The following is a 12,447-nucleotide window of genomic DNA, read 5'->3' as shown; positions in this document are numbered from 1 at the left end:
TAGTTTCGGAACCATTAATTAACAAAGATTGGCTAGAATAATTAAAAAATAATAAAGCCAATCATTTGTATAGAACTCTAGATATTTATCCCTTTTCCAATAGTATTACACTTGTGTTATCAGATAGGTTTTCATCAGATAAAGAGTCTAAATAGGAATCTAAAGTTGTAACGTTGAAATCATAGATTTCCTCGTCATTGTCAAAGCCACTCCAAAAGCCATCAGAGCATATTACATACATGCTACCTTCTGATACTTCGTTGTGGATTAACTCTTCTAGCTCAATTTCATCCATGTCTTTATATATGCGTTTGGTGAGATATTTTCTAAAGGCATTTTTGTTTAAAAGTGCAGCATTGAGCTTTCCTGCTGAAATCAACTCCTGTGTTCTTGAATGATCGATGGTTCGAGTTCGCTCCTTCAAAAAATACACCCGTGTATCTCCAGCGGTAAGTATTAAAACTTGGTCGTCAACAGAAATGACCAAAGCAATACTAGCTTTTCCTTCATTAACAATATTGTTACTGATTGCCTCTATAGCTAAATCCCGTAATATTTTAATAGATATCGACTGTCCTAACGCGCCAAATGCTTCTTTTAAATTACTATCAACACAATCTACAAAATGAGGAGTTAATTCGACTAGCCCATCTAATATATACGCTACAGACCAATTTTCCCCTTTAAAATATCCAATTCGATCAAGTTGGTTATTTCTAGCACCCGTGGCTGAGAAATTTAAGCTATTGACTAACATACTGATCCCATGGCAAAGACTCGTAAAATGCATTCACTTGAGCAAAAGCTTCTTCAAAGTCAGGTAACTCACCTTCTATTTCTTTAGCCAATAAATGGTAATCGTGTTGGGAGCGGGTCTTTATTTCTGCATTATTCAGTGAAGTTTGGTTGATGAAACCATCAGGAAGCCTCTCTACAGATTTTTCAAACAGAAAAATAAGTATGTTTAATTTCTCTTCTTCGGTAGGGGTAGAAGAATTGTTAAGTAAATAATGTAAGTCATAAACATCTTGTCGACGACTCCTTTTCCTAACAACTTGTTGATGCATTGAGCGATACTTCTCAGCTATAAGATCTTCAAAGCCATAAGCTTGAACTGAACCATCATCTATAACTAGGTCATCAACTTTATGGGTTATTTCATTAAAGCTATAATCTATTTTTACAGTATTAGCACTATGACCAGCTTCTAACCGTTTCATTGCAGCAGCATTGGAGTCACTGGCATATCCGATCTTAAGTTTAAGTGAAGGAAAGGTTGCTTCTTCAGCTTGATTTTTCGGTTGAACTTTTAAAGATTGTACTGAACATCTAACTCCATATTGAAGTTCGTCATATGCAACTAGCAAAGCATCTTCTAGCTCTTTTTGGAACTCTTCAGTATTGATATCTTGATACTTTTCAGAAGTAGAAAAATCAATGTCTTCAGTAAATCGATCGCTTTTATACCTAATACCTATTAACATACCGCCTTTAATTATCATTTTTGGCTTGAGGTATTCGCTTTCAGAAATTGCATGCAATATTGTATGAACAGCTTGTCTAAATTCCTTTCGGTCCTGAGGCGCATCGGCTACCCAAAGATCTACATCATATTCCATTCAATTTACTTCCTTATTTATTATTTAAAGATATACACCATGTTTCAGAAAATACGTTAATGTAGGGTTTAGATGCAATTAACTTTCTCGATCCACCTCTTTTTACGCTCTTTTTCCATTCTTCTATAGATTTATGCGAAAGCCCTAAAAGTTCCTCCAAAATATATCCTCCTCTAGCTTTATCCATAGAGGTTCCATTTTTGGTTATAGCTCTAGTTATTAATGGCAAATACTCTTCAGCGTACTCATCAAATACTTCTAAAACATGGTTAAAGCCACCACATAGCTCTGGCTCTTGTAACATACTTAAAAAAGTGTCTCCTATTGAAGGCATTTTCACACCGTTCGAATTCTGCTTTTCTTTAGGTAGTTTAAAGTTTTTCTTTTGATGAAACTCAATTCGTTTTCCATCAATATTTGGCAAACTAATAATTCTTTTAGGGGTAATAGGGTCTTTTTCTAGCGCATTAGGAAACTCAATACTTACTTGCTCATTTGCTAGTTCTTTAAATTTATTGGCTGAGCAGGTTATCATCTCTAGTGATTTAGGAATCCTATCTGTTAAACCATGAGCCTCCATTGCACTTAAATAGGCAACATAACTGAATGGGTTAGCTGAACAAGCAACTTGTTGAGCAGAGGGGGACGAATGGCTTGTTAAGCTATATACAGGAAGGGACTGAATTTGCTGAATAACACCTAAAGATATGAGATCTGTAAGATTGTTTCGGATTACAAAAGAATCAGGTTCGTTCTTAGAGATCTTTCCTATTTTAATGCCGTTATATTCTTTTTCTTTATAAAGTCGATACAAATACTTTGTGATTTCAAACTCTGTAATGACTGGTTTATTGTGAATATTAATAATAGAAAGTCTTAATGCTTCTTTTAAAGGAATCGTTTCCATAATCACCCTGTATAACAACTGTATAAGTCCTTAGGACTTATACAGTTGTTTATCTTGTATGTCAAGTTCTTTTGTTAGAAAGTTATAAATTAACTACTGCTTAATGAACTGTTGTATCTATATTTTTTATTTTTTTGACAAAACACACTAAGCCTACTATACTAACGTCCTAAGGACGTTAGTATAGTAGGCGATGTTGATTTAAAATTTAGTTGTAGAAATATATGAAGAAATGTGTTCTTTGAAGAGGTGTTATTTATTAACTTATATCGAAGGGCATCCAACAGCTAATTACTTTTAAAAAACCATTAGCTGTTGATGTATAAGTCCTTAGGACTTATACATCAACAGTGTGCGTAAGTCAAATTTTGATACTTAATTTCCCCCTTTATGGCCAATAAAATCAACTTGACAACTCACTCCATTTGTACGATGCTTGCGTCCTTAGGACGCAAGCATCGTACAATAGAGGTGTTATTTAGTTATTGTTAATGGCAATATCAAATTAGCAAGTGCTTCATGTGCTTCCTTTCGTTCTTCTTTATACTCATACCTATTGTATGTTTTGACTAGATTACCAAAACTATGGTTAAGGCACTTTTCTGCTACTTCTTCCCGTATTCCTATTTGAGCCATAAGAGTTCGGCAAGTTCTTCTAAGATCATGAACTACAAAATCAGTAACTCCAGCTATTCCTAAAACATTTGGGCTAGGTTTCCTCTTGCTAATCACTTTACCAAATAGGTCCGCCAAAGTGTGATTTACAGTATCATCTGATATATAACCTCTTTTACTTTGTTTTCTAGCTGGAAAAAGGAATTCAGAGTTTTTTGCCAATACTTTTAGCCTCTTAAATTGTGGTATCAATCGATCAGGTATTGGGACAGCTAACGACTTATTAGACTTCGTATTATCTTCATAAAGATGAAAGTACTGACGCTTCAAATCGACATCAACCCACTTTGCAGAGAAAAGCTCCATTTTTCTTAACCCAAGTACGAGTAAAATAGTAAATCCAATGTATGTTGATTCAGGGACTTTTTTAGGATACTCACGAAAAACATCGAACATAATTTCTATCTCTTCAAGAGATAAAACAACATCTCTAGGTCTTGAGTTTCCTCCGGCATCCTCCTTGGTTGAGTAATTAGCTGCTGGATTCATTTCAATTATTTGGTTTTTGACACCAAGTTTAAAAATATTTTTGCACAAATGAAGAGTCTTATTGGCGATAGATTTTCGCCCTGACTTTAAAACTTGTTGAATGACTTCATATATGTCAAAAGGGTGTATTTTTTTTAGAAGCATATGACCAATAAACGGGTGAACTTCTTTAAAGTAAAGCCTCTCCAATATATGAACAGTTCTAATTTTGTCCTTTTTATTGAGTAAATAAAGAGTTGCTAGATCCTCCACAGTTTCAATTTCATAGAATTTTTTTCTTCTTAAATCTAGCTTAGGGTTATCTCCATTTAAGCTTTTATTTTTTAAATCTATTGCAGTTTTAATGGCATTACTGACGTCCATTAAAGTTTTGCTATTTCTTTCGCCATAAACTCCTATTTTCATCTGCATTCGCTTTCCTCGAGATTGGAATCGGAAATTCCAAGTTGCCCGATTTGTAGAGGATATTCTTAAATATAGACAGTCAAAAACTCTGATAAATGACTTATCACCTAGTTTAACTAATCGTTTAATTTCAGATTCTGATATTTGCTTCATTCACTTTTCCTAATTAAATAAAAAATGAATGGCTTTGGATGTAGCTAGTAATCACCACTTTTGTGCCACTTTTTTGCAAAAATGGTAGTAAAATGTTGATTCAGCTTTTCAGGTAGGTGTTATGAAAACAGCCTGAAGCCCATTAAAAACAAGGCTTCTTGGCTTATTTTCTTAATTACTCACGTAGTGAAAGGATGTTATTCGATGTTTTGAATTTGCTCATTGAGTAGCGGGTTAGACCATAACAAAATCAATGATTTATCGAAAAGAAACCGTTCAAAAATGCCTGTTTGCCCACCAAACTGCCCACCACTTGCCTATGGCTTTTACTAAATCTTAGTGGTTAGCAATGGAAAAACAGTGTCGTTTTTATGCTGCTGTTAGAGCTAAAACATAGCAGTTTTGAAGGGCTTTATCGAGTAATTTTTTCAACACTTTATTTAATAATGGATACAATAATATCCACTTTCTGTTTTATTTCGCTATAATGGATATGACTGTATCCATTTGGCCTTTGCGGATGAAATTTACCTTACTTGATGATACCGATGTAAGCCACGCCTATGCGGCTTATTTACGTGAGTTACGAAAGCAGGCAAAGCTGTCACGAGCGGCGCTTGCTGAGCGAAGCTGCGTACCTGCGGCCACCATTAAGAAATTTGAGCTGACCGGGCAAATTTCATTTCGTCAATTGCTGTTGCTATGGCAGACACTTGATTCGCTAGATAGGCTTTATCAGCTCACGCAACTTAGCAAAGAACGCGCTGCTATACCCACGAGTATTGATGAGGTGCTAAAAGATGAGTTTTAAACCGATTCAGAAGCTTAATGTTACTCGTACGCTAAGCTCAGGTGAGCAGATATCAGTTGGAGTCTTGGCGCAGAATCGGGAAGGCGTTTTTTTTCAGTATACTGACGACTATTTGCAGCAGTTTGGCAATTTATCACCGTTTACCTTGCAAGCGAATACGCTAGTTCAAGCCGCACCTAAAGCGCCGCACCAAGGTGTACATGGCGTATTTGGAGATTGTTTGCCCGATGGCTGGGGCATGTTGTTACAAGATCGTATTTTCCGGCAAAAGGGTATCCTACCTAATCAATTAACGGCGATGGATAGACTGGCCTTTGTCGGTGATAAAGGCATGGGAGCATTGTCTTTTTCTCCGGTGTCTGAGTTTTCAGCCACCACGCACGCGGATATTGATTTAGCGACGTTAGGCTTAGAAGCACAAACGCTGTTCGATTCTTCGATGTCAGATTATATGGATGATAATCACGATGAGTTAGATGGGCATACGCAACAGGTGTTGGCCGCATTAGTCGCCGGAGGTAGTTCGGGTGGGGCAAGACCAAAGGCGCAGATTTATATGCCTGCTGGAGAAACTCAGCATTGTCGAACCTTTGCTCTGCCTGGAGATGAGGCCTGGCTGATTAAATTTACTTCTAAAAATCTCGCGCTCGGGCATGAAGAAGGTTTGTGCGAGGCAGTTTATTTACAAATGGCAGAACTTGCTAAGTGTCAACCACCGCTATGGCAACTCATTGAAGCACCACCTACAAGCGGTGCGTCTGCCTGGTTGGCGCTTAAGCGTTTTGATTATGTCACGGAGCAGACCAATTTAAGCGGCAATCGCAGTTCAGGTCGATTGCATATGCACAGCGCTTGCGGGCTACTGGATGCAGACTTTCGAACGCCAAGTTTAGATTACATTGATTTAATTAAAGCCAGCCGTCAGTTGTGTAAATCGCCAGCCGCTGGGCAGCTGCAATTTCGCCGTGCCATTTTTAACCTGCTGTCGTCTAATCAAGACGACCACAGTAAAAACTGGGCGTTCTTGCAAGCGGATGACGGTCAATGGGATCCTGCCCCTTTTTACGATGTTACTTTCAGCCCACATCCATTTAACGAACACGCCACTGCGTTCGGAGGTTATGGTAAAGCGCCACCGCTTAAGGTGATGCAAAAACTAGCGACCAGTGCAGGCTTTGCGAATTGGCATGAGGCAAAGCAAGTCATTGAAGAAGTTGCAGAAGCCGTCAGCCAATTTAGTTATCTTGCACAGCAGCAAGGGATCAGTAAAACAACAGTGTCTGCGATTACTAAAACACTGGAGCTGCGCCGACAGGAAAATGCAGCGCTTTTTCAATAACAAAAAGAAGGGGTAGTAATGAAGCTCGGCCGAAACGATCCTTGCCATTGTGGCAGTGGTAAAAAATTTAAACGTTGTTGTATGAGCAGCGTTTCCAAGCAACATGCCCAAGTTTTCGATGATGTTGAAACCATGCTGGCAATGAACCCAAATTTGAGCCTTGATGAACTCAATGCCGCATTGCAACACAAAGTGCAAGATCGCAATAATCAGCCTAATCCCGATTTTTGTGGCGTGACGCCAACGCAAATGGCCAATTGGCTTTATGCGCCTTTTGATCAATTACAGTGGGTGACAATCAGCACTCCCGACTCTCTTTCTGCCAGCCCTGTGATGCGTTATCTAGCGCTCATTCTTGATGATGCCATGGCGCAAGAAGGCTCCTTCAAAGCCACAACTAAAGGCAACTTACCGACTAAATTAGTCAAACAGGCCAGTGAGTTATTGCCCGAATTTGCCGTTGCTCAATTCGAACGTAACATTAGTATCAGCGAGTTTGCGGGCAGCAACGAAGACAAGTTTAATGCTTTGCACTACACCCGAGTGCTTGCCGAAATTAGCGGTATTATTTATCGACGTAGCGGCCGCTACCATGTGAAAAAATCAGCGCAAAAGCAGTATCAGGTGGCAGGTATACAAGCATTTTTTAAACCTATGTTAGGAGCCGCCATCAGCAAATATAACTGGGGCTATTTGGACGGTTTTGAGTTTGATGCCGACTTGCGAACCTTTTGGCTGTTTATGCTGTGGCGTATTCAAAGCCACAGTAGTGTAGATCTGCTGGTTGAAGAGGTGAAAGTGGCTTTCCCAGATTTACTACAGGGTTTCCCAGCAGATGATTACTTCTCGCCGGAAAGAAACTTAAGCATACTCATCGAATCACGGTTTATTGAGCGATTTTTACAGTTTTGGGGATTTGTGACCCTTGATCCAAGAAGTTTTTTAAACACGGAATCAGTTGGTAGGACGGTACAGGTACTGCCTTTATTGAAACAAACTTTTCAATTCACAATAAATACATAGCAAGGTCATCGTGAGCGAATATCAATACTATAAATTTGAGTGTCTGGATGGGTATTTAGATGCTAAAGCACGTCAAGCACTCAGAGCCATTTCAAGCCGTGCCGAGATCAGCGCTACGGCCTTTCAGGTGTATTACACCTACAGTGACTTAAAGGCAGAGCCTTTTGAGCTGATGTTAAAATACTTTGATATCGGTTTTTACTATGCCGATTGGGGCTCAATCGATGCCTACATCAAGCTACCAGCAGGAACGCTTCCTGATGCGTTACTTGGCTTTTCAAGTGATGGGCTTCATGTTCACGAAAACGATGAGTGGCAGTTGCTGATTTTTTCCCTTGAGGAGTATGACGAATATTTTGACGATGAGCATGCCGACGAATTTTTCCAGCATTTAGCTGGGTTACGCAGCGGGTTAATGCAAGGGGATTGGCGCCTTGTGTACTTTATGTGGCTCAAAATGTTTGATTTTAATGATGACGTTGAGCGAGTGCCGTTAATTCAATTCGATTTTGAGCACCTCAGTGAAGAGGAGCAGGCGTTTGCTGCGCTGTATGATATTCCCTTAGCATTGGTTAAGGCGCTCGCCATGGTGCTGAGCGAACAACCCAGTCACCAAGCCAAACAAACTCAGCTTACGCTTGATGCGTGGATCCATAATCTCTCGCAAGCAGAGAAAGACACGCTATTACGCGCGCTGTTTGAGCAAGGCCAGCTAACCCGTCACCAAGCCTTAGCGCTGACGCGAAAAGAACCTGTCAACACAGACGAGATCTATCAATACTGGTTAACCTCCGCCGTCATTTCTCCTTTTATTGAGCAAGCGCAAAGCCAATTACAGCAAGAGCAAGCCGCAGCACTCGCAAAAAAATTAGCTATCGAAAAAGCGGAAAAAGAAAAAGCGTTGACGGATATCTACAATCGGCGTGAGCACTACTGGCAGCAATCACAAGAGCAAGCGGATCGAACTTGCGCCAGTGGTTACGATGCGGCATCACGCTATCTGCATCAGCTGTTTGAGGCCTATCAGTTCAAAGCGGATGAAGCGGTGTTTGAACAACGTTTTAAGCGCTTTGTTGTGGCGAATAATAGCCGGAAAGCGCTGTTAAATCGCTTGAGTGATTTGCTTAAACGATGAGGCAAGAGACTGGCCAAATGACGTTAGCAAAAACTGATTGAGGGTTAATGGAAGGTTGTAAGCCCACCAAAGGTCTACAAATTGTTACCTATGAAGTCACTTTGTGTAGACCTCGGGGTCTAAGCAACGCGCTTTTACCATCTCTGTGGTAAATACTGCGTGAAATACAAAGGCATCACGATATTGGTTTGCTCTAATGCGTATGAGCCTTGTGTACCCGTTAACTTAAAGGTTTTACTTGGAGTACATTTTTCAACGTAGGATGCCAACGATTTTGCTCTTGTACGTTTACCACTTTTGACCTCCACAGGGACGATATCGCCTTCATCGGTCGCCAAAATAAATTCGATTTCGGCGCGGGCGTCATTCCATGAATAGCTTGGGTCAACGCCAATAGCAGTGAGCTCTTGTTGCACAAAGTTTTCAGCCACATAGCCTCTGTAGTTATAAACAGAGAGATCATAGTTTTGTTGCTTAATTTCTTTATAACTGCTGCCGAGCATATGATTAAGCAGGCCCACATCAAACAGAAACAGTTTCACCATATTTTCTTTTTTATAGGCCGCTAACGGAGATTTCGGCAATCCTTCAATAGGGTAGTTTGGCAAAGCTAAGCGGCAGCAGTTAAGCCAATGGATCGCGGTTTCAAAATCGCTATAACGAGATTTACGCTCATGCACATGCTTAAATTTAAAGCGTTTAACCGACTCATCGCTGACAAGTGATAGCTGGGCTGGAATGCTATTAAATACCGATTCAATCAGTGTGGCGTCGACCTTGCCCGCGTACTTACCAAAATCGCGGCGATAACCTTCCACTAAATCGGCATGAATTTTTGTGACTTTTTCAACACGCTCTAGAATGCTTGAATCCTTATACTGATACCAAGCAGAAACGGCTTCCGGCATACCACCAGTAAAAAAGTAGTCAGTGAGTTTGTCCATCAATTTGGTGTGTACTGCCGGTGTGCTTGCTTGACTATCAAACGCTTTGATCAGCGCTTGCTCGTTGGATGCGTAAATAAATTCTTGGAAGGTCAGTGGTCGTAAATTGTATTGTTCTACCTTGCCCACAGGGAAGGTGTTGAGCAAACCAATATTCGAGCCGCTGGCAGCGACAAAATAGGACGGTGCTTTTTCAGCAAAGTACTTTAGTGAGGTAACGGCACGTTCACATTCGCCAATTTCATCTAATATCAGCAGATCGGTTTCTGGGTTGAACGCTTGGTTGGTTAACAACTCAATGTTCATTACTAGCTCGTCAGGTGACAGAGAGCCATCGAACGCTTCTTTGTAGGCAGGGTTTTCAAGGAAGTCGATACGAAGGATGTTGGCAAAGGTGTTCCCAAATATCTCTTGTAGCAGATAGGTTTTACCTGTTTGTCTTGCACCATCGATCAATAATGGCTTGCGCACCGGTTGATTTTTCCATGCTATTAGGGCGTTTAGTAAGTTGCGCTGCATTGTCATTTCCCGCCAATTAAGACTGTTAACTGCCTGTAGTATAACTCAGTCTACACTTTAACGCGCAGAAAAGTGTGTAATTATACATTTTTATGCGCATAAAAGTGTAATCCGCAACTTTTGGCATTCAGGGATCCATTTCATCGCCTTGGCCAACGCGCAAGCTAAACCTAAAGGTGGGATATAAATCCAATTATATTGAGTAAAGTGGGAATATAGTCCTATATGTAAATTGTTGGAGTTGCTTGGGGTTCAAAGTTGGACTATATTCCCATTAACGGTTAAATAGTGGGAATATAGTCCCTTTGGTTGGTGATATGGCTAAGCGTGACTTACACAATGTACTGTTTCCAAAGCAGCGCAAAATCCTGACGCATTTTGGTGAAGACTTGCTGTTGGCGATGAAACGACGTGGTTTTACAAAAAAGCTACTGTGTGAACGTACTGGTTTTGATCATAAAACCGTGAATAAAGTCTTCGCCGGTGATCCGGGCGTTGCCATAGGCACTTACTTAAAAGTGATGGCTGTTCTTGGCATGGAAAGCAACTTTGCAGAAATGGCCGCTCATGATGAAGTGGGTATCAAGCTGCAAAACATAAAATTGCTGGAAGGTTCAAAATGAGCCGTGAAATCGTCGAAGTCTATGCCGACTGGCAGCCAATTGAAGCGCCTTTGCTAATTGGGCTGCTTGCTCACAGTGATTCAAGCCGAGGTGGCGTATTTAGTTTTGCCTACGATAAAGCATTTTTAACCTCAGCCTATCGCTTGCAAATTGATCCAATCCTAACGCTTCACTCCGGTGAACTCTATAACGATGAAGCCGATAAAAACTTTCGCGCATTTCTTGATTCATCGCCTGATAGATGGGGGCGTATTTTAATGCAGCGGCGTGCGGCGATTGAGGCGCGCAAAGGCATTCGAGCAACAAGTCGATTAAACGAATTGGATTACCTGCTGGGCGTACATGACTCTTATCGGATGGGGGGGATTCGATTTAAGCGAGTAGGCTCGGATGCTTTTTTGGACGACAACTCTGAGTTTGCTGCGCCACCAATGGCTTCTTTGCGAGAGCTAGAGCACGCAGCAATGCAGATTGAAAAAGACGATAACATCGACAGTGACGAGTATTACCGCTGGTTGAAAATGCTGATTTCTCCAGGCTCATCATTAGGTGGTGCAAGGCCCAAGGCTTGTGTCACAGATGAACAAGGCCACTTGTGGATTGCCAAGTTTCCCAATCTAAATGATACCCATGACGTGGGCGCATGGGAGATGGTCTGTTATGAATTGGCTCTTGCGGCAGGTGTTCACATGTTTCCAAGTGAGATCAAGCAATTTTCGTCACAGCACCATACCTTTTTAACCAAACGGTTTGACCGCGACGGTGAAAAGCGGCTGCATTTTTCATCGGCCATGACACAGCTTCGCTATTTTGAAAGCGAAAAGTATGATGGTGAACAATCTCAAGGTGCCAGCTACTTAGAGATTGCTGAATTTATTTCCAATTGTGGTGCACAAACAGCAGCTGATTTAGCTCAGTTATGGCGTCGAATCGTGTTTAATATTGCGGTGTCCAACACGGATGATCACCTGCGTAACCATGGGTTTTTATTAACAAAGAATGGCTGGAAGTTATCACCTGCTTATGATTTAAACCCGATAGTGGGTAAGCATGGCCTGCATCTGAATATTACCGATGCAGACAACGCTTTAGACTACCAGCTAGCCTTTGATGTGAAAGACTTCTTCAGACTTTCGCAAACCCAAGCCACGCAAATTTACGATGAAGTATTAATGGCGGTTAAGCAATGGCAAACCGTTGCTAAGCGGCTAGGGATCAGCCGAGCGGAGCAAGCCATGAAACAATCAGCGTTTAACGTTTAATGAGTCAGTGAAACTATATTTTCATTTTTCAGCAGATAAAGAAGTTTTAGTTTCACTTTATGCTTTGCCTCATACTCCATGTGTTTTAACACTTCGCTCATCCCTTGGGCTTTTGGGGCAGTTTGGGCAAAGCCTTAGTTCACGCCACTTAGCCACGCACCAACCCTGCCCACAGAACAATTATTATTTGGGGCACTATCTACAAACTGGGGCAACTAGCTACCTGTACCCTCAGAAAGCTGCACGATCTGGGCATTTATCTGCCTACTGCGTCCGTTTAGTACTGGCAAACTCCTAACTGAACTTAACAGATCAGTGAGGAAGCAAACGATGAACCCAACTACACAATCATCCACCACATCAACACACCCAGCGCGTCAGCAGCGGATTTTGCGCTTGCCCGAGGTAAAGGCCAAAACAGGCTTTGGCCGCAGCACCATTTATGCCCTGATGGCCAACGGTGAATTTCCACGTTCCATTCGTATTGGTGCGCGTGCCGTGGGCTGGTTAGAAAGCGATATCGACCAGTGGATTGAAACCCGC

General features: G+C 41.2%; 12 protein-coding genes. 7 read left to right on the top strand and 5 right to left on the bottom strand.

From position 1 onward, the window contains the following. Nucleotides 1–85: 85 nt before the first annotated feature. From P20311_RS04715 to P20311_RS04700, 4 genes are all read right to left on the bottom strand, one after another. Complete coding sequence (locus tag P20311_RS04715; RefSeq protein ID WP_008110255.1) at nucleotides 86–757, bottom strand: PP2C family serine/threonine-protein phosphatase; 672 nt, start codon at nucleotides 755–757, stop codon at nucleotides 86–88. After that, complete coding sequence (locus P20311_RS04710) at nucleotides 744–1,619, bottom strand: nucleotidyl transferase AbiEii/AbiGii toxin family protein (protein WP_008110254.1); 876 nt, start codon at nucleotides 1,617–1,619, stop codon at nucleotides 744–746. Before P20311_RS04710 ends, P20311_RS04715 begins: the two co-directional genes overlap by 14 nt. Nucleotides 1,620–1,632: 13 nt before the next feature. Further along, entirely contained in the window at nucleotides 1,633–2,526 is an 894-nt protein-coding gene (locus P20311_RS04705; protein ID WP_008110252.1) for a hypothetical protein, read from the bottom strand. A 474-nt stretch (nucleotides 2,527–3,000) separates the two neighbouring features. Beyond that, a complete protein-coding gene (locus P20311_RS04700) occupies nucleotides 3,001–4,248 on the bottom strand; it encodes a site-specific integrase (RefSeq protein ID WP_008110250.1) in 1,248 nt (415 codons plus the stop codon). 520 nt (nucleotides 4,249–4,768) lie between these two features. Between P20311_RS04700 and P20311_RS04695 the strand changes: the two genes are divergently transcribed. Genes P20311_RS04695 through P20311_RS04680 form a run of 4 tightly spaced genes read left to right on the top strand, consistent with a single transcriptional unit; the run spans nucleotide 4,769 to nucleotide 8,556 of the window. Beyond that, a complete protein-coding gene (locus tag P20311_RS04695) occupies nucleotides 4,769–5,059 on the top strand; it encodes a helix-turn-helix transcriptional regulator (RefSeq protein WP_008110245.1) in 291 nt (96 codons plus the stop codon). Beyond that, nucleotides 5,049–6,398, top strand: a complete 1,350-nt coding sequence (locus P20311_RS04690; RefSeq protein ID WP_036984864.1) for a type II toxin-antitoxin system HipA family toxin — start codon at nucleotides 5,049–5,051, stop codon at nucleotides 6,396–6,398. The genes P20311_RS04695 and P20311_RS04690 overlap by 11 nt, the downstream gene beginning before the upstream one ends. Nucleotides 6,399–6,416: 18 nt before the next feature. Continuing rightward, nucleotides 6,417–7,421 (top strand): YecA family protein, encoded by a 1,005-nt coding sequence (locus P20311_RS04685; protein ID WP_008110241.1) that lies wholly within the window; start codon nucleotides 6,417–6,419, stop codon nucleotides 7,419–7,421. 10 nt (nucleotides 7,422–7,431) lie between these two features. Continuing rightward, nucleotides 7,432–8,556 carry a hypothetical protein gene (locus tag P20311_RS04680; protein WP_008110239.1) on the top strand — a complete coding sequence of 375 codons (1,125 nt, stop codon included), beginning with the start codon at nucleotides 7,432–7,434 and terminating at the stop codon, nucleotides 8,554–8,556. 134 nt (nucleotides 8,557–8,690) lie between these two features. Here P20311_RS04680 and P20311_RS04675 read toward each other — a convergent pair whose 3' ends face one another. Continuing rightward, entirely contained in the window at nucleotides 8,691–10,019 is a 1,329-nt protein-coding gene (locus P20311_RS04675) for an ATP-binding protein (protein WP_008110237.1), read from the bottom strand. A 317-nt stretch (nucleotides 10,020–10,336) separates the two neighbouring features. On the opposite strand from P20311_RS04675, the gene P20311_RS04670 reads away from it, so the two are divergent. The 3 genes from P20311_RS04670 to P20311_RS04660 all read left to right on the top strand — a co-directional run. After that, nucleotides 10,337–10,642, top strand: coding sequence for a helix-turn-helix domain-containing protein (locus P20311_RS04670; RefSeq protein ID WP_036984862.1), 306 nt, complete (start codon nucleotides 10,337–10,339; stop codon nucleotides 10,640–10,642). Beyond that, a complete protein-coding gene (locus tag P20311_RS04665) occupies nucleotides 10,639–11,904 on the top strand; it encodes a type II toxin-antitoxin system HipA family toxin (protein ID WP_008110230.1) in 1,266 nt (421 codons plus the stop codon). The genes P20311_RS04670 and P20311_RS04665 overlap by 4 nt, the downstream gene beginning before the upstream one ends. Nucleotides 11,905–12,234: 330 nt before the next feature. Further along, nucleotides 12,235–12,447: AlpA family transcriptional regulator (locus P20311_RS04660; protein ID WP_036984859.1), on the top strand; the 213-nt coding region annotated here is incomplete at its 3' end.

The organism is Pseudoalteromonas sp. BSi20311, from assembly GCF_000239875.1.
GTDB lineage: Bacteria > Pseudomonadota > Gammaproteobacteria > Enterobacterales > Alteromonadaceae > Pseudoalteromonas.
This window is presented reverse-complemented; position numbering and strand designations above follow the sequence as displayed.